General features: G+C 64.5%; 19 protein-coding genes. 14 read left to right on the top strand and 5 right to left on the bottom strand.

Translation table 11 applies throughout. From position 1 onward, the window contains the following. Positions 1–30: 30 nt before the first annotated feature. A complete protein-coding gene (gene nadB, locus CMV30_RS10825) occupies positions 31–1695 on the bottom strand; it encodes an L-aspartate oxidase (RefSeq protein ID WP_096056041.1) in 1665 nt (554 codons plus the stop codon). A gap of 86 nt (positions 1696–1781) precedes the next feature. Further along, complete coding sequence (gene panC / locus CMV30_RS10820) at positions 1782–2624, bottom strand: pantoate--beta-alanine ligase (protein WP_096056040.1); 843 nt, start codon at positions 2622–2624, stop codon at positions 1782–1784. A gap of 85 nt (positions 2625–2709) precedes the next feature. Here panC and CMV30_RS10815 point away from each other — a divergent pair, with 85 nt between their 5' ends. The 5 genes from CMV30_RS10815 to hisC are packed head-to-tail and all read left to right on the top strand — an operon-like array spanning position 2710 to position 7986. Then, positions 2710–3933: an LL-diaminopimelate aminotransferase gene (locus tag CMV30_RS10815; protein ID WP_096056039.1), complete on the top strand. Its 1224-nt coding sequence runs from the start codon at positions 2710–2712 to the stop codon at positions 3931–3933. A 21-nt stretch (positions 3934–3954) separates the two neighbouring features. Further along, positions 3955–5121, top strand: a complete 1167-nt coding sequence (locus tag CMV30_RS10810; protein ID WP_096056038.1) for a glycosyltransferase family 4 protein — start codon at positions 3955–3957, stop codon at positions 5119–5121. Between the two features lie 60 nt (positions 5122–5181). After that, entirely contained in the window at positions 5182–5559 is a 378-nt protein-coding gene (locus CMV30_RS10805) for an acyl carrier protein (RefSeq protein ID WP_096056037.1), read from the top strand. Positions 5560–5574: 15 nt separating this feature from the next. After that, the gene (locus CMV30_RS10800; protein ID WP_096056036.1) at positions 5575–6840 is read left to right on the top strand and encodes a beta-ketoacyl-[acyl-carrier-protein] synthase family protein; all 1266 of its coding nucleotides are present in this window, start codon (positions 5575–5577) and stop codon (positions 6838–6840) included. A gap of 54 nt (positions 6841–6894) precedes the next feature. Continuing rightward, complete coding sequence (hisC, locus tag CMV30_RS10795; RefSeq protein WP_096056035.1) at positions 6895–7986, top strand: histidinol-phosphate transaminase; 1092 nt, start codon at positions 6895–6897, stop codon at positions 7984–7986. 8 nt (positions 7987–7994) lie between these two features. Here the strand turns inward: hisC and CMV30_RS10790 are convergent, their stop codons facing one another. Then, positions 7995–9656 (bottom strand): tetratricopeptide repeat protein, encoded by a 1662-nt coding sequence (locus CMV30_RS10790; RefSeq protein WP_096056034.1) that lies wholly within the window; start codon positions 9654–9656, stop codon positions 7995–7997. A 134-nt stretch (positions 9657–9790) separates the two neighbouring features. On the opposite strand from CMV30_RS10790, the gene CMV30_RS10785 reads away from it, so the two are divergent. The 4 genes from CMV30_RS10785 (at position 9791) to CMV30_RS10770 (ending at position 14268) form a co-directional block, all read left to right on the top strand. Continuing rightward, the gene (locus tag CMV30_RS10785) at positions 9791–10225 is read left to right on the top strand and encodes a hypothetical protein (RefSeq protein ID WP_096056033.1); all 435 of its coding nucleotides are present in this window, start codon (positions 9791–9793) and stop codon (positions 10223–10225) included. Between the two features lie 50 nt (positions 10226–10275). Beyond that, the gene (locus CMV30_RS10780) at positions 10276–11385 is read left to right on the top strand and encodes an outer membrane beta-barrel protein (RefSeq protein ID WP_096056032.1); all 1110 of its coding nucleotides are present in this window, start codon (positions 10276–10278) and stop codon (positions 11383–11385) included. Between the two features lie 66 nt (positions 11386–11451). After that, the gene (locus CMV30_RS10775; protein WP_096056031.1) at positions 11452–12048 is read left to right on the top strand and encodes a polysaccharide biosynthesis/export family protein; all 597 of its coding nucleotides are present in this window, start codon (positions 11452–11454) and stop codon (positions 12046–12048) included. Positions 12049–12057: 9 nt separating this feature from the next. Then, positions 12058–14268, top strand: a complete 2211-nt coding sequence (locus CMV30_RS10770; protein WP_096056030.1) for a GumC family protein — start codon at positions 12058–12060, stop codon at positions 14266–14268. 174 nt (positions 14269–14442) lie between these two features. Here the strand turns inward: CMV30_RS10770 and CMV30_RS10765 are convergent, their stop codons facing one another. Then, on the bottom strand, positions 14443–15558 hold the full coding sequence (locus tag CMV30_RS10765; RefSeq protein ID WP_245844115.1) for an L-threonylcarbamoyladenylate synthase: 1116 nt from the start codon (positions 15556–15558) through the stop codon (positions 14443–14445). A 57-nt stretch (positions 15559–15615) separates the two neighbouring features. Beyond that, complete coding sequence (gene rpsR, locus CMV30_RS10760; RefSeq protein WP_096057721.1) at positions 15616–15813, bottom strand: 30S ribosomal protein S18; 198 nt, start codon at positions 15811–15813, stop codon at positions 15616–15618. 158 nt (positions 15814–15971) lie between these two features. On the opposite strand from rpsR, the gene CMV30_RS10755 reads away from it, so the two are divergent. The 5 genes from CMV30_RS10755 to CMV30_RS10740 all read left to right on the top strand — a co-directional run bounded on the left by CMV30_RS10755 (position 15972) and on the right by CMV30_RS10740 (position 20916). Beyond that, positions 15972–16247 (top strand): phosphopantetheine-binding protein, encoded by a 276-nt coding sequence (locus tag CMV30_RS10755; RefSeq protein ID WP_096056029.1) that lies wholly within the window; start codon positions 15972–15974, stop codon positions 16245–16247. A gap of 51 nt (positions 16248–16298) precedes the next feature. Next, on the top strand, positions 16299–18233 hold the full coding sequence (locus CMV30_RS10750; protein ID WP_096056028.1) for a beta-ketoacyl-[acyl-carrier-protein] synthase family protein: 1935 nt from the start codon (positions 16299–16301) through the stop codon (positions 18231–18233). After that, complete coding sequence (locus CMV30_RS19875) at positions 18230–19264, top strand: hypothetical protein (RefSeq protein ID WP_175414830.1); 1035 nt, start codon at positions 18230–18232, stop codon at positions 19262–19264. The genes CMV30_RS10750 and CMV30_RS19875 overlap by 4 nt, the downstream gene beginning before the upstream one ends. Before the next feature lie 2 nt (positions 19265–19266). Then, on the top strand, positions 19267–20022 hold the full coding sequence (locus tag CMV30_RS10745) for a lysophospholipid acyltransferase family protein (RefSeq protein WP_175414829.1): 756 nt from the start codon (positions 19267–19269) through the stop codon (positions 20020–20022). Between the two features lie 123 nt (positions 20023–20145). Continuing rightward, a complete protein-coding gene (locus CMV30_RS10740) occupies positions 20146–20916 on the top strand; it encodes a glycosyltransferase family 2 protein (protein WP_096056026.1) in 771 nt (256 codons plus the stop codon). The last annotated feature ends 120 nt before the right edge of the window (positions 20917–21036 follow it).

Raw genomic sequence — 21036 nt, 5'->3', positions numbered from 1 at the left:
TCGCGACGCGCATAACTCCGCCAGCCGCGTTTACTTTTCCCGCCGCAACCGCGAATCCCGTGCCGCCTTCAGCTTCTTCGGGTAATCCGTCACCGCATGGAGCCCACGGCTCTCCTTCCGCTGGAGCGCGCAGTTCACCACCAGCCCCGCCACCTCGATCAAATTGCGCAGCTCCAGCAGACGCGGATCGACCGAGAAATTCCAATAGTAGTCCTGAATCTCCCGCGCGAGCGTCGTGATCCGCGTGCGCGCCCGCTCCAGCCGCTTCGTCGTGCGCATGATGCTCACGTAATCCCACATCGTGCGGCGCAGCTCATCCCAGTTGTGAACGATCACCACCCGCTCGTCTTCATCGCCGCCATGCAGATCCACCCAATCCGGGATGCGCACCGGTGCCGCCCGCCCGCCCGCTGATCGCAAATACGCCCCCACCGACTCCGCGCCGCGATGCGCCATCACCACCGCTTCGAGGAGGGAATTACTCGCCAGCCGATTCGCCCCGTGCAGACCCGTGCAGGCCACCTCTCCACACGCGTACAACCCCGGCAGCTCCGTCTCCGCCGACAGATTCGTCGCCACACCGCCACACGTATAATGCGCCGCCGGCACCACCGGGATCATGTCCTTGCTGATGTTGATCCCGAGTTTTTTGCACGTCTGATAAATCTGCGGAAACCGCTCCCGCAAAAACGCCTCGTTGCGGTGCGTGATATCCAGCCACACATGCGCCGCGCCCGACTTCTTCATCTCCGCATCAATCGCCCGCGCCACGATGTCGCGCGGCGCGAGGTCCGCCATCGGGTGATAACCCGGCATGAACGCTTCGCCCGCCGCATTCCGCAAAATCGCCCCCTCGCCACGCACCGCCTCACTGATGAGAAACCGCGCTCCAGTCGTCGAATACAGCGCCGTCGGATGAAACTGAATGAACTCCATGTTCCGCACCTCCACGCCCGCCCGGTAAGCCATTGCGATCCCGTCGCCCGTCGCGATGTCCGGATTCGTCGTATAAAGATAAACCTGCCCCGCTCCGCCCGTGGATAAAATCACCACCGGCGCATGAAACGTCACCACCCGTCCGTCCCGCACATCGAGCGCGTACAACCCCGCCACCCGATTTTTTCCCGACTCTGTTTTCGCTGCACGTTTCACGTCTTTCGCCGCCGTTTTCCCTGCCTTCTTCGCTCCTCGCTTCTCCGCCGCCAGCTTGTCCGTCGTCACGATATCCACTGCGAATAAATGCTCGAATAGCGCGATCCGCGCCTCGCGTCCGATCGCCTTGAGTAGCGCCGCCTCGATCGCCTTCCCTGTCATATCCTTCACGTGAAGGATGCGCCGCTCGCTGTGTCCGCCCTCCCGCCCGAGATCGTACTCGCCCGACTCATCGCGCGAAAATTTCAGCCCCAGATCCACCAGCTCCTGCACCCGAGCCGGACCATCGCGCACGATCTCGCGCACCACTTTTTCATCACAAAGCCCGTCGCCCGCCACCAGCGTGTCGCGCACGTGCGACTCCACCGCGTCTTCCTGCGACGTCACGACAGCGATGCCGCCCTGCGCATAGTTGGTATTCGACTCCGCCTTCGTCTTTTTCGTCAGGATCGCGACCGAGCGCCCTTCCTGAGCGACTTTGAGCGCGAAGCTCAACCCCGCGATACCGCTGCCGATAACAAGCACGTCAAAATTCCGGGTCATGAGAATTCAAAACTGTCGCCGCCCGCCCGCCACACGCGAGCCCGTTTCCGCCAGCCGGTCGTTTCTTGCCGCGCTTAACGCCCGCCTCACAGCACCACGTTATCGATCAACCGCGTCTCATCCACCCACGCCGCGATACCCATCAGCGAACGCCCCGGCTCCACTTCGCGCATCGGCTCCATCGTCTTCCGATCCACAATCGAAATATAGATCACGCGCACCCGACGCTTCTGGGACAAAATATGCGTCGCCTCCGCGATCAACCGGTCCGGCCGCCGCTCGCCCTTGGCCACCATCTCCGTCGCGTACTTCAGCGCCTGATAAATCGCCAGCGCCTCGGCCCGCTGATTATTTCCAAGATAACGGTTCCGCGAACTCATCGCCAGCCCCTCGGGCTCGCGCAGTGTCGGCGCCACCACGATCTGTACGCCGAGGTGCAGGTCATCGACCATCTTCTGCAACACCGCGACTTGCTGCGCATCCTTCTGCCCGAAGATCGCCTGATGCGGCCGCACGATATTAAAAAGCTTCGCCACCACCGTCGTCACTCCGCGGAAATGCGTCGGCCGCGTCGCCCCTTCGAGCGGTTTCGCCACAAATTCTTCCGTCACGTAGGTCGAATAGCCCTTGGGATACATCTCCTCCACCGGCGGCGCGAAAACCACATCCGCCCCCGCCTCTTCGCAAAGCCGTTGATCGTTCTCCAGCTCACGCGGGTACTTCGCAAAATCCTCGCTCGGCCCGAACTGCGTCGGATTCACGAAGATCGACACCACCACCACATCCGCCGTTTCCGCCATCTGCCGGATCAGGCTTAAATGTCCCTCGTGCAACGCCCCCATCGTCGGCACCAGCCCGATGATCTGCCCTTTGAGCCGCATTTCTTCGGCCACTCGTTGCATCTCGGAAACCGACGTCAGTTTTTGCATGGGTATATTTTCGGGGGCTGGGGCGTACAAAGCCGGGCTTGAACTAAGGAAACCCCGTGCGCTTATTCAAGCCCTCTACGTCGCCATGATCCGCATCAACGAAAACTTCACCAAGCTTAAGGCATCCTACTTGTTCTCCGACATCGCCAAACGCGTGTCGGCCTACACCCAGGCCAATCCCGATAAACCCGTGATCCGCCTCGGTATCGGCGATGTCACCGAGCCTCTCCCTCAGGTTTGCCTCGACGCCCTCCACGCCGGCACCGACGAACTCAGCAAACGCGCCACCTTCAAAGGCTACGGCCCCGAACAGGGCTACGCCTTCCTCCGCGAAGCCATCGCCCAGCACGACTACGCCGCTCGCGGCGCCAAAATCGAGGCCGACGAGATCTTCGTTTCCGACGGCTCCAAGTGCGACTGCGGCAACATCCAGGAAATCTTCTCCACCGACGTCCGCCTCGCCATCCCCGATCCCGTGTATCCGGTTTACGTGGACACCAACGTCATGGCCGGCCGCACCGGCACCAACATCGATGGTCGCTACCAGGGCATCACCTACCTCGATAGCACGCCCGCCAACGGCTACGTCCCCGCAATTCCCGGCGTCGCCACCGACCTGATTTACCTCTGCTTCCCCAACAACCCCACCGGCGCCGTCGCCACCAAGGCCCAGCTCACCGCTTGGGTCGCTTACGCCAAGGCCAACAAAGCCATCATCCTCTTCGACTCCGCCTACGAGGCCTACATCCGCAACCCCGAGATCCCGCACTCCATCTACGAAATCGAGGGAGCCCGCGACGTCGCCATCGAGTTCCGCAGCTTCTCCAAGACCGCCGGCTTCACCGGCACCCGCTGCGCCTACACCGTCGTCCCGAAATCCCTCATGGCCTACGACGCCGCCGGTAACGCCCACGCCGTCCACGCCCTCTGGAACCGCCGCCACACCACCAAGTTCAACGGCGTCTCCTACCCCGTCCAAAAAGCCGCCGCAGCGATCTACACCGACGAAGGCAAGAAACAGGTCCACGCCATGACCGACTTCTACCTCGCCAACGCCGCCCTTATCCGCACCGCCGTCAACAAACTCGGCTTCTCCTGCATCGGCGGCGACAACGCCCCGTACATCTGGGTCAACGCCGGCCGCGACTCTTGGGAATTCTTCGATCTCCTCCTCAACAAAGCCCAGGTCGTCTGCACCCCCGGCGCGGGCTTCGGCAAATGCGGCGAAGGCCACATCCGCATCAGCGCTTTCAACAGCCGCGAAAACGTCGAGAAGGCCCTCGACCGCATCGCCGCCGCCTTGAAGTAACGTTTCCCCGCGACCGGCTCCATGCCTCCGTCTCCGCAGCAACAATCCGGCACCGCTCCCGCGCTGCCGCCTATCGTTGTTTCGGGCACCGCCCTCGCCTACACCGACGGAGGCAAACCGGCCTACGTGTACCGCCTCCTCTCCGGACTCGCCCGCGCCGAGTCCGGATACCCGATACACTTGCTCGTCCCCGAACGAACTAATCTCGAAGAGCTCCCGCCTCAGATAACCGTCACCTTCACCCCGCGAAAACTCCCGCGCAGCCGCCCGATCATCTCCGAGATTTTCACGAGCTTCACTCTGGCCAGCATCGCCCGCCAGCTCGACCCCCGTGCGATTTTCATCACCCCGAGCGACTTCTGGGCACTCCGCTATCCGCGACACCGGCTCGCCATCACTCACGACGCGCTTCCTGAAATCGATGCCGTCAGCGCAGGCAGCGCAATCCGCCGCTTCTACCGCCGCCAGTGCATCCGCTACGCGAAAAAAGCCGGCGTCTGGGCCACCATCTCCCAATTCGCCGCCGACGAGCTCACCCACCACCACGGCCAGGATCGCCGCCCCGCTGTATTGCAAAACTGGATGGACGCCAGCTACCGCCGCCCCGCCCCCTCTGCCATCGCATCGCTCCGCCAGAAGCTCGGCCTCCCCGATCGCTTCATCCTCTACGTCGGCGGCTACAGCCGCTACAAAAACGTCGAGTGCCTCATCCGCGCCCACGCACTCGCCTCCCACAGCGCACCGCTCCCGCCGCTCGTCCTGGTCGGCAAAATCCCCTCGCTCCACTCCGGCTTCAACCCCTGCGACATCCACGGCGAAATCACCCGCTCAGCCTGCGCCCCCGGCTCCATCCTCATGCCCGGCTACGTCGCCGAGTCCGACATGCCCGCCCTCTACTCCGCCGCCACCCTCTTCGTCTCTCCCTCCCTCCACGAGGGCTTTGGCTACCCTCCCGTCGAAGCGATGGTCGTCGGCTGCCCCATCCTCGTCGCCGACCGCTCCTCCTACCGCGAAATCGTCCCCGATGCCCGCTGCCGCTTCGACCCCGATCAGCCCGAAACCCTCGCCCGTCTGCTGACCGAAGCCACCAGCCAGCCCGAGCGTTTCACCTCCCCGTTCTCCCCGCTCTACGACGAGTCCTCCGGCATCGCCCGCTACCTCGCCGCCATCCGAAGCCTGCACGCGTAACCGGCTCTCCCCGGGCTTGTCGCCCGCTCAAACGTCCCTACGTTCTCCCCACCCTATTCCATGTCCGAGCCGACTGATTACACCTCTCCCACCCGTCGCGTCCACGACCCGCTGGCCAAATTTCCCCGCGAAGTCCGCCACGCTTACGCCGACTTCAAATCCACCGGCGACACCTCCGGCCTCGACACCGTCGTACTCGCCGTCGTCCGTGACTTCATCCCCCGTCACGTCGCCCCGCCCGCCGACCAACCCCTCCCCGAAAACGCGAAACTCATGGCCGACCTCGGCTACGACTCCCTCGCCATCGCCGAAACCGTTTTCTTCCTCGAAGACCTCTTCGACGTTAAAATCTCCAACGAAGAAATCATGAAGGTCTCCACCGTCGCCGAGCTCCGCGCCTTCGTCCGCGCCAAGCTCGCCGAACGCCCCGCGCAATAAGCCCATCCCGCGCGCATGTCTCGCACCGCCGTCATCACCGGCCTCGGCTTCATCACCAGCATCGGCAACGACCGCGCCGCCGTCTCCCGCAGCCTCCGCGAAGGCCTCCATGGGATGACGCTCTTCGACTTCTGCGGAAACCCCAACCTCACCGTCAAAGTCGCCGCCCCCGTCCGCGACTTCGACGTCTCCTCGCCGAGCACACGCGACTGGTCGTGGCCGTCCCGATACGACATCCCCCGCGAAACCCTCCGCGGCCTCGCCCCCCACGGCGTCTACGCCTTCTGCGCCCTCGAACAAGCCCTCGCCGACGCCGCTCTCACCCCCGCCGATCTCACCGATGGCCAGACCGGCCTCTTCTGCGCCTCCGCCGGCTCCGCCTTTCTCCTCCATCACTACCTCGCCCAATCCACCGCCGTTAACTTCGACCGCGGTCACCCGATGGGCGTCGTCTCCTCGATCGCCGGCACGCTCAACTTCAACCTCGCCGCGCACTACCACATCGCTGGCCCCGTCACCGGCTTCGTCTCCGCCTGCGCCTCCTCCACTCACGCCCTCGGCTACGCCTCCGACGAAATCCGCCTCGGCCGTCAGAAACGCATGATCGTCGTCGGCGCCGAAGAGCTCAACGCCGAGACCGTCCTCCCCTTCGCCGCCATGCGCGCGCTCTCGACCAACGCCAACCCCGCCACCGCCTCGCGCCCCTTCGATAAATCGCGCGACGGCTTCGTCGGCACCGGCGGCGCCGTCGTCCTCATCGTCGAAGAACGCGCCACCGCCCTCGCCCGCAACGCGCCGATCTACGCCACCCTAGCTGGCTGGGGCCAGGCCTCCGACGGCTACAACGTCGCCGCCCCCCGCCCCGACGGCGCCGGCCTCCGCTCCGCCATCACCCGCGCCCTCGCCGACGCCCAAGTCCCGTCCTCAGAAATCGACTACGTCAACGCCCACGCCACCTCCACGCCAGTCGGCGACGCCGCCGAAGCCCAGGCCCTCCGCGAGATCTTCACCACCGCCGGCCACCGCCCCGTGGTGAGCAGCACCAAAGGCCTCACCGGCCACGGCCTCTCCATGGCCGGCGCCATGGAAACCGCCTTCTGCGCCCTCGCGATGAAAGAAGGCTTCATCCCCGGCAACGCCCACCTCGCCGACCTCGACCCCGCCTGCGCCGGCCTGGACTTCCCCCGCGAATCCATCGCGCGCGCTCCCCGCATCATCCTTAAAAACTCCAGCGGCTTCGGCGGCAGCAACGTCTGCCTGGTCTTAAAGTCCCCGAACTAAACGATTCCTTCGCGTTTCCGCTCTTCCGCGTCTCCGCGATAAAAACTCACCGCCATGACTCTCGCTCAACTCGTCAAACCCTCCGTCCTCAAGCAGCCCGTTTACGAGCCCGGCAAACCCATCGAAGACGTCGCCCGCGAACTCGGACTCGACCCCGCTAGCATCATCAAACTCGCCTCCAACGAAAACCCCTTCGGCCCCTCGCCTTTGGCCATCACCGCCGCCACGCGCGCGCTCTCCCAAGCCGAGCTCTATCCCGATGGAGGCTGCTTCGCTCTCCGCGCCAAACTCGCCGCCGCTTATTCCATCGCCCCCGACCAGCTCGTCATCGGCAACGGCTCCAACGAACTCCTCGAACTCCTCGGTCACGTCCTCCTAGGCCCCGGCGACGACGTCGTCATGGGCACCCCCGCCTTCGTTGTCTACAAACTCGTCACCCTCCTCTTCGGCGCCCGCCCGATCGAAGTCCCGCTCGTCAATCACCGCCACGATCTCGACGCCCTCCTCAAGGCCATCACACCCGCGACGAAACTCGTCTTCCTTCCCAGCCCCAACAACCCCACCGGCACGGCCAACACCCAGGAAGAAATCGTCGCCTTTGTCCGCGCACTCCCGCCTCACGTCGTCTTCGCCTACGACGAAGCCTACTCCGAATTTCTCGATAACCCGCCTGACCTCCGCCCCCTCATCGCCGAGGGCCGCAAGGTCATCTGCCTGCGCACCTTTTCCAAAATTTACGGCCTCGCCTCCCTCCGCGTCGGTTACGGCTACACCACTCCCGAGTTCGCCGCGCTCCTCAACCGCGTCCGCCAGCCCTTCAACGTCAACGCCATCGGCCAGGCCGCCGCCATCGCCGCGCTCGACGACAAAACCTTCACGGCCGATGTCGCCCGCAAAAACCGCGAAGGCCTCGCCCAGCTCGAAACCGGCTTCAAGTCGCTGAATCTCGAATACGTTCCCAGCGTCGCTAACTTCATCCTCGTCAAAGTCGGCGACGGCGCCCGCGTCTTCGACGCCCTCCAGCGCCGCGGCGTCATCGTTCGTCCGATGAAACCTTACGGAATGCCCGAGTGGCTCCGCCTCACTGTCGGCACCCACACCCAAAACGTGCGCCTCCTCGCCGAACTCGCCACCGCCACTCGCTAATCGCGATCCTACGGCTTCACCGCCAGCGCCGCGCTCAGCTCATCGAGCGCCGCCGTCCGCCCGTCCAGAAACAACCACCGGTCACGCCCCAGTTCCTCGCGCACGCGCGCCAGCAACAGCGGCGACGGCTTGCGCATCGTCAGCAGCTTCCGCACAGCCGCAGGCAGCTCCTCCAGACGCCCCGCCTTCAAATCCAGCTCGATCAACTTTGTCAGCGCCGCTTGGTTGAGCGGATCATCCTGCACCGCCCGGTCCAGCAGATCACGCGCCTCGTCCGCCGCGCCCACCGCCGCCAGCCGCCCCGACACCGATGCCAGCTGCTCGCTGCGGATGTTCGCCTGCCCGAGGAAATTCTTCATGAACAACCGCGCGGCGTCATGATCGCCCAGCCCATGCAGAGCGATCGCCTGCAATCCGTTGAACAACGTATAGTGCCGCCGGCTCCACTCCGGATTCTCGCGTAGCAACTCCCGCGTCAGATCCAACGCGTCCTGATACTGTTTCGCCACGATGCTCGCTTCAACCGTGAGCACCGCCACCACATCCCACGGCAGATCGGCCGCCTTGCAGTGCTCATAAATGCGGCGCACCAGCGCGATGTCTCCGTTGTTGGCCGCATACTCCGCCAGCTGCACCAGCGCCGGCCCATCGTTCTGAAAATCGCGCATCACTTCCTCCACCTCCCGTTTCGCCGCCACCTCATCGCCCGTCTTGGCGAGCAGCTTGAGCATCGCGATGCGCGGCCCCGGCGCCGCCGGGCTCGTCACTTGCCTCAACAAATTAAGCCGCCGCGCCTCATCCACCCGGCCCAGCTCCCCATAGTAGCCCGCGAGCACTCCCGCCACTTCATCATCGGCCGGCAACCCCGCGCGCAGCTGCTCCAGTTTAATCAACGCCAGCTCCGGATAACCGCGCTCCCATTCGATGCGCGCCACCAGCATCCGCCCCTCGCGAGTCTCGCCCAGCTGATGCGCCGCGATGAGATCTTCCGCGCGGTCATAACTTCCCCGATACGCATGCGCCGTCGCCGCATACAGCGCCGCGATCCGCTTCCTCATCACGCCCGCGCCAGCATCGGCCAGCACCTCGCCCGTCAGCGTCACGATCCGCGCGTCACTCTGCTGCTGCAGGAGAAACTGCAGCATCGCCTGCAAATAAGCATCGTCGGTCCGGTGATAACTCAACCCCTCCATCAACGTCTCCTCCGCCAGCTCGAACCGCCGCAACATCCCATAAAACTGAGCGAGCAACAGCCGCCCCTCCCGGTTCGCTGGGTCTTTCAGCAAGCCCACGCGCAGATTCAAGTAAGCCCCGCGCCACTGCGCCGTCGCGATCATCTCCTTCGCCGTCGCCACATAATGCGCCCCCCGCATTACCCGGTACTCATCCCACCGCCACGGCAGCGCGATATGCAGATAGCCCACCTCCTTCACCCCCTTGTACGAATAAACATACACCCACGCCGCCAGCGTCAGCCCCAGCACCGAGACCGCACCCAGCGCAAAAACACTCAGCAACAGCCGCCGCCAATGCACCACCACCTGCACGCCTTCCTCCGTGCGATGGATGAACACCGGCACCACCCGCTCCCATCCCCGCGCCTCACGCACTCGATCTCGGGCGGTTTGTTTCAAGGCGCTCGCGTCAGCTTTCTCCGGGGACTTGGACATGCAAAAGGTTTGGCAAAATTCAGGTAAAAACCAGCTAAGCAACTGACCTAGGCTCGATTCAAATAGGGATTGCTCACACCGATAGCGCGAACCTTTCTAACAGAACGCGGTCGGTCCACCGCAAACTCATACCCATGAAAACACGCGCATTCCTGCTTTCTCTCGCCCTCGGCTTCTCCGCTCTTTTCAGCCACGCCGCTGATCCCGCGATCGACGCCCTCGTCGCCCAGATCCAGGCCAACCCCGCCGAAGCCCCAGCCGCCGTCGAACAGGCTCTCGCCAAACTCACCGCCGGCCTCAGCCCCGACGCCTCCGCCAACGTCGCCGCGTCCACCACCACCGCCGCCATCGACGCCATCCCGGCCTCTACGCCAGCCGATGAAAAAGCAAAACTCGTCGAAGCGATCATCGCCTCCGCGATCAAAGCCGTCCCAGCCGCCGAATCCGCCATCCTCGCAGCCACCGGCAAATCCTCCCCAGAGGCCACGAAAGCCGTGAAAAACAAAATCCGCAACGGCCGCAACTTCCCCACCCAGCGTCCGCCCATCATCGTGAGCCCCTCACGCTGACCCCGGACCGCATCCCATCGCTTTAGTTAACGACCACACACCCTGCCTACATGAAGAACCTAGCCTGCGGAATCGCCGCACTCGCCTGTCTTGCCTCCACGGCCTCAGCCATCACCAAAGTCGGCGAATCCGCCGAACTGTTCATCACCGGTGACATCAGCGCGCGCACCGACGACAACATCTTCCTCACCAACGGTGCCGAGGTCGATGACACCATCTTCGAACTCTCCCCCGGCCTCCAGCTCACCTTCGGCCAGGGCGCCCAGACCAAAGGCTCCTTCAAAATCGCCGAGACCTTCACCCGCTACCTCGATAACGACTCCCTCGACGACGAACTCCTCTCCTCCGTCTTCAACCTCTCCTACGACGACGCCAAACTTAAACTCGATCTCGACGCCTCCTACCGCGAGCTCTCCCAAAGCACCCGCGACATCCGCGGCAGCACCCTCGTCAACCGCGATGTGCTCGATGCCAGCGCCGACTCCGAAATCAGCATCTCCGAAAAAAGCTCCACCGGCCTCGGCATCAGCTGGACGGACACCGACTACGACAGCTCCTCGTACATCGACATCGAGGAAATCACCGTCCCCTTTAACTACTACTACGCCGTTTCCGAGAAACTCGATCTGAGCGCCGGCTTCCGTTACCGCCAGACCTCCCTCGCCATCAGCGCCGGCGACTCGAAAGACTATTACTACAACGTCGGTGCCCGCATCCCCGTCACCGAAAAATTCAGCGGCTACTTCAGCGTCGGTTACAACGAGCGCAAACCCGAGACCGGTGACAAAGAAACCGGCGTCGGCGTCGAAGCCGAGTTCCAGTACGTCATCACCGCCAAGACCGATCTCACCCTCTTCCTCGGTAACGACTACACCACCAGCGCCGAAGGTATCTCGCAGAAAACGATGACCATCGCCCCCACCCTGCGCACCAAATTCTCCGCCCAGTGGGAAGGCTCCCTCGGCCTCACCTACCAGCAGCTCGAATACTTCAGCGGTCGCGACGACGATTACACAGACGGCCGCCTCGGCCTCGCCTACCTCATCAACGACCACGCGAAAATCACCGCCGCCTACAACTACCGCTCCAACGACTCCTCCCTCAACGGCGCCAACTTCGACAACAGCATCATCAGCCTCGGCGCCGCCCTCCGCTTCTAAACCGTCAACCGGTCGAGCCCCTCTTGACCTGACCTGCCGCGCGAAGAACACTCGCGCGGCTTTTCTATGTTCCGACTCCTCAATCTCCTCCGGACACTCCTGCTCACCGGACTCGCCCTCACCGCCCTCCGCGCCCAAGAGCCGTCCGTCCCCTCTGGCGATTTCCTCCTCCAGCCCCAAGACCTGATCAAAGTGCAGGTCTTCCAGGAGCCCGACCTCCTCCGCGAAGTCCGCATCTCCCAGGAAGGCACCATCAACCTCCCCCTCATCAACCAAGTCGATCTGCGCAACAAAACCCTCCGCCAGGCCGAGCAGCTAATCCGTGACCTCTACGACCGCGACTTCCTCGTCAACCCCCAGATCACCCTCGTCGTCGTCGAATACGCCAAACGCACCGTCAACGTCCTCGGCAACGTCAACCTCCCCGGCGCCGTCCCCTTTCCTCAGGAGCAAAAACTCAACCTCATCGACGCCATCACCCGCGCCGGCGGCTTCAACCGCCTCGCCGATCGCAAACGCGTCAAACTCACCCGCACCTCGACCGATGGCAAAAGCGAGACCGTCGAAATCAACGCCGACCAGCTCATGAACAAAGGCGCCTCCGCCGAAAAATGGGTTCTCCAGGTCGGCGATACCGTTTACGTCCCCGAGCGCGTCCTCTGATCCGCCCCCATGAACCCTCCCGCTTCCCCCGCTCCCCACGGCGGCCCCGATCAGGCGCCCGAGTCCCCCTACGGCTACGGCGCGTATCAACAACCACCCGACGGCCCCCAGCAGCGCGGCTTCCAGGATTACGTCCTCATCCTGCGCGAACGCATCTGGTACATCCTCGCCGTCTTCCTCGTCATCTTCTCCTGCGTCCTCGTTTACACCCTCACGCAGACCAAAATCTACCAGTCGCGCTCCCTCATCCAGATCCTCCGCCGCGACCCCGCCGTCCTCAAAGTCCAGTCCGTCACCGATAACGACGTCCGCTCCCTCGAAGACCTCAACACCATCGTCCAGATCCTCGAAAGCGGCACGATCATCCAGAAGGTCTCCGACCGTCTCACCGGCGAAAAACTCGCCCAGTTCATGGCGCCTTACCTCAAAGGCGGCAGCGGCGACCCACTCACCCCCGCCGAGGTGCTCTTCAAAAACCGTCGCGTCATCCCGCGCCGTATGAGCCTCATCATCGAGGTTCAGTACCGCCACCCCGACCGCGTCCTCGCCTCCGACATCGCCAACATGTTCGTGGACGAGTTCATCGCCTACAACTCCCGCGTCCGTATCGACGAATCCATGAAGGCCGTCGACGAACTCCGCGCCCGCGTCAACGACCAGCGCAAGAAGGTCGAAGAGCTCGCCACCCGCCTCCAGACCTACCGCGAAACGCACAAGATGGTCTCGCTCGACCAGCGCCGCGACATGGTCACCGAGACTCTCAAGGCACGAAACATCATCGTCACTCAGACCAACGCCCGCTTCAAAGACGCCGAGGTCCGCTGGAAACAAATCCAGGAACTCCGCGCCGCCGGCCGCGACCTCACCGAACTCTCCTTCATCGCCATCCAGCCCATCATCGGCGAACTCAAGAAACAGCAGGCCGAGCAAAAAGTCGTCGTCGCCCAGCTCAGCGAACGCTACCGCGCGAAACACCCGCGCATGATCGACGCCACCCGCATGTTGTCCCAGATCGACGCCGAGCTCGCCAAGGCCACCGCTGAGGCCGCCTCCATCGTCGAAGGTGACTACCAGTCCGCCCTCCGCAACGCCGACGAAGCCCGCTCCGGCCTCGTTGAGCAGGAAACCCAGTCCCTCGGCATCGACCGCGCCGGCGTCGAATACGAGAGCCTCGATCGCGAACTCAAGATCGAGGAGCAAGTCCTCCAGCACCTCATGGGCCGGATGCGCGAGACCACCATGTCCAGCACGCTCGACACTCAGAACGCCCGCGTCATCGACCGCGCCTTCCCGTCCCAGCCCGAGCAATACGTCAAACCCGTCATCCTCCTCAACCTGGGCCTCGGTCTCGTCGGCGGCCTCGGCCTCGGTCTCGCCGTCGCCATCTTCGTCGCCTTCATCGACGACCGCGTGAAGAGCTCCTTCGACATCGAAGGACAGATGGGCCTTCACCTCCTCGGCATCATCCCCCAGGTGCGGAAAATGCCCGCCCCCGAAAAAGCCCAGGTCGTCGCCAACCACGCCGACCGCCAGGTCTCCGAAGCCTTCCTCACACTTCACTCCAGCCTCCGCCTGAAGGACGACGCCCGCGCCGCCAAGTGTATCCTCGTCACCAGCACCATCCCCGGTGAGGGCAAATCCTTCACCACGACCAATCTCGCGCTCACCTTCGCCGCCCACGGCGAAAAAGTCGTCGTCATCGACTGCGACCTCCGCCGCCCCAACATCCACAAATCCTTCCGCATCGCCAATCAGCGCGGTGTCATCGATCTGTGCGGCGGCGACACCCGCGTCGAAGACGTCGTCGTCAAAGGCCCGCACCCGAATCTCGACATCATCCCCGCCGGCGGCCGCGCCAAAAACCCCACGCACGTTCTCAACAGCGCCGGTTTCGAGCACATGATCGCCGACCTCCGCACCCGCTACGACCGCGTCTTCATCGACACGCCACCCATCGCTGCCGTCAGCGACGCGCTCATCATCCTTCCGCTCGTCGACGGCTCCATTTTCACCGTCTTCTTCAACAAAGTCCGCCGCCGCGCCGCCCAGTACGCCGCCCGCCGCCTTATCGACTCACACGTCCCCAACTTCGGCGCCGTCCTCAACGGCCTCAACATGAACGTCTCGGGCTACTACTACGGCCAGTACACCGACAAGTCCTACAAAGACTACTACGTCGTCATGTCTAAAAAAGACGACACCCAGTCCCCGCTGAAATAGCGCTTTGATGTAGGCGGGGTGCCCCCACCCCGCTGCCTTGGGCTTTACCGCTCTCTTGGAGGGACGATCTCCGTGTCGTCTAGGCCGCCCCACTTCCACCAATCGGCCCGGCCTCCCCGACTTTGGAGTTTGTCCCTCTGGCCTTTGAGATTTCGCGCGGCTACGCCGCGCGATTCACCGCTTCGCCGCCGCCCGCGTCAGCCGGTCATTGATCGCCGCCGCAAACCCATCCGGCGTCCCCGGAGCCAGCTCCGCGTGAATCAGTTTCCACTGCCCGCCATCCAGCGCGCGCAACATCCCGAATAATCCCCGCGCCGCCCGCCGCAAATCCCCGCGCTCCGATAACCAGAACACATTCTTCGCCTTCGCACCCGCGCGCGTCCCCGGCTTTCCTTCTCCGCCCGCCGGCTTGAACAAAAACACCGCCGCCTCATCCGCCCGCAACGCCTTCACCACCGCCGTGCTCAGCTTCCGGTGCAGCGTGATCGCCGTCTTCGGACTATAGTGCTTCGACAACATCCCCGGCGCAATCTCTCCCCCCCCCGAGCCCACTTTCGCCCCGCTTGAGCCTGCCGCTTCCAAATCTGCAATTTTCTTCACCACGCCCACGCGCCGCCCCAGCACCTTCGCAATCTCCCCCACTGAGATCGCCCCCGGCCTCAGCACCGCCGGATTCTTCGGATCGCGCAGATCCAGAATCGTGGACTCGAGCCCCACCTCCGCGTCGCCACCGTCCAAAATAAAATCAATCTTCCCGCCCAGACTCTCCCGCACATGCGCCGCCGTCGTCGGGCTGATGTACCCAAACGGATTCGCACTCGGTGCCGCCAGCGGCCTTCCACACCGCTTCAATAACTCCAAAAACATCCGGTGCCTCGGCATCCGCACCGCCACACTCGGCCGCCCCGAAGTCACCAGATCCGGCACCACCGCCTTCTTAGGCAGCACTATCGTCAACGGCCCCGGCCAGAATGCCCCCGCCACTTTGTCCACCGCCTCATTTCGCTCCGCCAGCACATTCAGCTGCGCCAGCTCCCAGATATGCACGATCAACGGATCGTTCGCCGGCCGTCCCTTCGCCTTGAAAATCTTCCGGCACGCCGCCGCATTCAACGCATCCCCTGCCAGCCCGTAAACCGTCTCCGTCGGCACCGCCACGATCCCGCCCTCGCGCAACACCCCCGCCAGCCGCGCCAGATTGCGCGCCGTCCCGCGATACACGCGTGCGCGTCCCGCCTTCGCTGTCTTCCCGTTAGCCCGCATCGTCTTCGTGATCGCTGCTTTGTTCATGGACACAAAAAAGGCCGGAGAAAACTCCGGCCTGAAAAAGTGACATAGTCGCTTCGCTTACTTCGCGAGCAGCATGTTACGGGACTGCTTGATCGTCTTCGTAACGCGGCGCTGCTGCTTGGCGGAGAGACCCGTGTACTTGCGTGGCAAAATCTTGCCGGTATCGGTCACGTAGCGGACCATCAAGGAAGGATCGGTGAAGGGAAACTCCTCGGGAGTGAGGCTGCGTTGGGTGGTCGGTTCGGTCGTGCTCATTTGAAAAAGAGGGTCAGGACAAAACATCACCCCGCCCCTGTCAACCCACGATTCCGCTCCCGTCGGCCCTGCAAAACACCCGTCGCCAGCCTTTCCCTCCCCCTGCCTCCAGACTTGCGAGCCCTCGTTAACCTCCTCATCTCCTACCCCCTCATCGCATGACCGACCCGCTCGTTGACCGCCTCAAACACCTCATCGTCGAAGCCCTCAAACTCGAAGGCGTCACGCCTGCCGAAATCGCTGATGACGAACCTCTCATTGGCGCCGGCCTCAACCTCGATTCTATCGACGCCCTCGAACTCGTCGTCCGCCTCGAAAAAGAATTCGGCATCAAAATCAGCAACAGCGAAGAGTCCCGCACCGCCCTCGCCAGCATCAAGTCCCTCACCGACTTCGTCCGCGAACGCGCCGACCCCGCCCGCCTCCCGTCCTGATCCGGCGTTCGTCTGCGCGAGATAACTCGTCTGACCTCTCCGCCCTTCGCCGTGGCCGCCTCCCTCGCCAACACGTCCGCCCGCCTCGCCGCCACCGGCTGCCTCACCGCGCTGGGCGACGCCCGCGCCACCCACGTCGCCCTGCTCTCCGGCCAACGCGCCCTTCAGCCCGCTCCCGTCCTCGGGACCTCCGGTGGGGACCTCGTTCCACTCGCTCTCTGCCCGGGTCGTCCTCTCGACGAATCCGCCCCGCCCAACTGGCTCGCATTTCTCCGCCCGCTCGTCGCCACCATTCCGGGAAACAACTGGGGCGGCCCGCGCCATCCAGTGTTTGTCACGAGCAGTAACTTCGGCGTCGGCAGCCTTTACGCCTTCCGTCGCACCGGCGATCCCGCCCACCTTCGCTACGGCACGCCCAGCGCCTGCGTGGACTGGCTCCGCCGCGAGCTCGGTTGGGGGCCAAACGTCACCACCTTCTCGCACGCCTGCGTATCCGCGCATCTAGGACTGCTGCAAGCCGCCCGCGCGCTCCACGCCGGCCTCGCCGACGAGGCCCTCGTCTTTAGCTTCGACTTCCTCAGCCCCTTCGTCGCCGGCGGCTTTCACGCGCTGAAAATCCTCAACGCCGATTTCCCCGCTCCCTACGAAAACCGTCCCGTCGGCTCCATCGGCTTGGGCGACGGCGCCGGTTTCGCCGTCCTCACTCGCGACTGCGGCGACTTCGCCATCCTCGGCCAGAGCCTGCACAACGAGATGCACCATTTCACCGCCAACCAGGCCGACGGCACTGGGTTCGCGGCCTGCCTCTCCGGCCTCGCGCCACTCGCGCAAAACCGACGCCTCTGGCTCAAAGGCCACGGGACCGGCACCCTCGAAGCTGGCCGACTCGAAGCTAGCGCCCTCGCGAAACAATTCCCCGCCGCCCCCCTCGTCTCCTGGAAAGGCTCCCTCGGCCACACCCTCGGCAGCTGCGGCATCGTCGAACTCGCCCTCGCCACCGAATCCCTCCGCACCGGCCGCACCCCCGGCTCGATCGGCGCCCGCTCCCCCGGCTTCAGCGAAGCCATCGCCTTCGAGCCCTTCGATAACACATCCTTCGACAGCGTCCTCTGTACGAGCAACGCATTCGGCGGCGCCCACGCCGCCCTCCTCCTCGCCAAAGCCCCCGCACCCCAGCCCTCCCTCACTCTCCCCGTCTCCGCCACTCCGTTCTCGATCAGCTCTGCGCCGAGCTCCGAACCTCAGGTCTCTCCGTCTACTCACTACTCGCTACCCGCTACTCGCTACTCTTCCTCCGAGCTCTTCATCCAGGCCCTCCGCACCGACTCAGCCGACCTCGAAGAACCCGCCACCACCCGCGAGCGCCTCAAGGAAATTTTCCCAAAACTCGCCAGCCGCCGCATGACCCAGCTCGGCCTCGTCGTGGGAAACACACTACTTCCGCTCGTCCCCGCCGAAACCGACGCCCTCATCTACGCTTCCGAATACGCCGAGACCCGCGCCCTCGAGGCCTACCTCGACAGCTTCCCCACCGCCAGCCCCACGCTCTTCCAGACCTCCATCCACCCCAGCGCCGTCCAACAAGCGCTCATCGGACGCCAGCAACCCATCCGCGAATTTTTCCCCGTCACCGGTCGCGCCCACCTTGTCGTCCGCGCCCTCCAGACCGCCTGGCTCGCCGACGCCCCTCGCGCCCTCCTCTGCGGCGGCGAAGAACGCGGCACCTGGCTCCTCGCCAGCAACTCCGCCAGCCCACGCACCTTCGCCTTCACCCTCGCCCTCACCCGCGAAGCCACACCCGACACCCTCGGTCGCATAATACTTACCTCCACCGACGAATCGCCCTCACGCCCCCCATCGCCTTCCAGCGCGTCGCCCGACTCCGCCGCCCTCGCCCTCCCCGACTTCTTCGACGCCCTCCACCAACGCCGCTCCCTCGACCTTCTCGCCGCCCCCGGCGTTCGCCTCGCGCTGACCTGGTCATGAACGCGTCAGCAAAAACGTCCGCTCCTTCCGCGCCTCCCGCCGCCGCCAGCGCGCCCACAGCCGCTCCGCACCTTGCCTCCGGCGAAGCGAAGCCCGCCAGCCCCCGCAACCCCGGCCCGAGCTGGGGCTTCAGCGCCATCACCTTCCTCGACCGCATCCTCCCCGAATTCCTCTACCGCCCCCTCCGCGCCCTCGGCACCTGGGTCAGCGTCGCCGCGATGCCGATACAGCGCAGCCACTCGCGCGACTACCTCCGCATCATCCTCGGCCGCGAACCCCGCCTGCGCGAAATCTTCCGCCACTTCTTCGCCTTCGAGGAATCCCTCCTCATCAAACTTCGCGCCGCCAGCGGACGCATCCCCCGCACCGTCCTCGCCCCTGGCTCCGAGCACTTCAAGACCTTCGTCAACTCCGGCCGCTACGCCTTCCTCGGATCCTTCCACGTCGGCCACTCCGACCTCCTCGGCTTCCTCCTCGGCCCCGTCGAAAATCACCGCGTCTTCATGGTCCGCCAGCGCGTCGGCAACTCCCACGACACCGAGAAACTCGGCGCCCTCTTCGGCCAGTGGCTCAAATTCATCTGGGTCAACGAACCCGAAAATCTCCTCTTCGCCCTCAAAGAAGCCGTCGCCTCCGAAGGCTCCGTCGCCCTCAAATGCGACCGTCTCGAGTTCAGTGCCAAGACCGAAGCCTTCGACTTCCTCGGCGCCCGCCGCGTCTTCCCGTTCACGATCTACCACCTCGCACTCATCTTCGCGATGCCCGTGCTGCTCACCTTCGGCGTCCCTGGCACCGCCGGCGAAACCATCATCCACAGCTCCCCCGTGTGGGAGCCCGACAAGACCCGCCCCCGCGCCGCCAACCTCGCCAGCGCCCACGCCCACTTCCAGGATTTCCTCCGTCAACTCGAAGCCCACCTGCGCCTCGACCCGTATTTGTGGTTCAACTTCCTTCCTCTCAATCCACCCGCCAGCTCCGTTCCCGCCGCCGCTCCGGAAACGCCACGCCCGCGCCCTCTCCCCGTCCGCTGATCATGGGCCGCCTCCGCTACTGCCTCCTGGCTGTCGCCTACTATCTCCCCTGGCTCTGGTTCGGCGCCGGAGGCGTTCTCCTGAACGTCGTCTGCACGATTCTCCTCTTCGTCCCCAACCGCCACCGCCTCGGCCCCGGCACGCGCCTCGCCATCAAGCGCATGTTCATTTTCTGGCGCCAATGGTGTCACGCCACCCACATCTTCCGCGTCACCTGGCGCGGCTTTGATAATCAAAAACTCTCCGCCGGCACCATCTACGTCGCCAACCACCCGTCGCTCGTCGACGCCCAGGTCCTCATCTCCGCGCTCCCCGACGCCATCTGCATCTTCAAACCCGCCCTCCTCCGCAACCCCGCCATCGGCCCCGCGGCATTGATTGCCGGATACGCCTCCGGAGGCGACGGCCTCGACGCCATTCGCGACGCCTCCGATAAAGTCGCTGAAGGCCGCTCCCTCGTCATCTTCCCCGAAGGCACCCGCACCGCTCCCGGCCAACGCCTCAACCCCCTCAAGCCCGGCTTCGCCCTCATCGCCCGCCGCGCCCGCGCCCCCATCCGCCTGATCACGATCGAGGTCAGCCGCAACCTCACCACCAAAGGCCGCGCCTGGTGGAAACTCCCCGCCCTCCCCACTTGGATGATCGTCACCCTCGGCGAAGAAATCCCCGCCGACACCCCTCTCACCCCCACCGAGATCACCGCCTACGTCGCGAAAAAACTCACCGCCTCCGCCACCCCCGTCGCCCCCCTTTCCTAAATAGCTTCCGCAACAACCTGCCCCGTAGATCGACCCAAAAACTCTTCGCTCCGACCTTAGCATCTTCGCATCTTTGCGATTAACCTAATCCCGGTCCCGCTTTCATCCCTCGTTTGCCAACTCGTGCCGCCCGCGCCCTCAACCACCCACCTCCTGCTCATCCCGAGCTACAACACCGGCCCGCGCCTCCTCTCGACGGTGCAGGACGCGCTCGCCCACTGGCAGCCCGTCTGGGTCGTGGTGGACGCCTCGACCGACGCCTCCCACGAGCCCGTAGTTGAACTCTCCCGACACACCCCGCACCTCCGCGTCATCCTCCGCCCCGCCAACGGTGGCAAAGGCGCCACCGTCCTCACCGGCACCGAAGCCGCCCTCGCCGCCGGCTTCACTCACGCACTCGTCATGGACGCCGATGGCCAGCACCCCGCCAACCGCATCGCCGATTTCATGGCCGCTTCCGCCGCCACGCCCGCCGCCCTCGTCATCGGCAAACCCATCTTCGGCCCCGAAGCGCCCAACATCCGCCTCCAAGGCCGTAAACTCTCCATCTTCTTCGCCAACCTCGAAATCCTCGGCCCCGGCATCGACGACCCCCTCTTCGGCTTCCGCGTCTACCCGCTCGCCCCGCTGCATCGCGCACTCACCTCCACTCGCTTCGCCCGCCGCTACGATTTCGATCCCGAGGTCGCCGTCCGCATGATCTGGAACGGCACCCCCACGCTCAACATCCCCGCCACCTGCCGCTACCTCGCCAAATCCGACGGCGGTATTTCCCATTTCCACTATCTGCGCGACAATCTTCGCATGATCTGGCTCCACGCCCGCCTCCTCACCCAGCTCATCCTCTGGCGCTGGCCCGCCGCCCTCCGCCACCAACGCCGCCGCCGCTCTTAGGTAGACCGCGCACGCTGAGCGCGCTGTTCACCATCGCCCGCTCTCCTCAACCTAACGCCAAAAAAACTCCGCGACTTCCCCACTGGTCATTGGTCAATGGTCACTGGTCATTCTCTTCCC

It is taken from the genome of Nibricoccus aquaticus (assembly GCF_002310495.1).
GTDB lineage: Bacteria > Verrucomicrobiota > Verrucomicrobiia > Opitutales > Opitutaceae > Nibricoccus > Nibricoccus aquaticus.
This window is presented reverse-complemented; position numbering and strand designations above follow the sequence as displayed.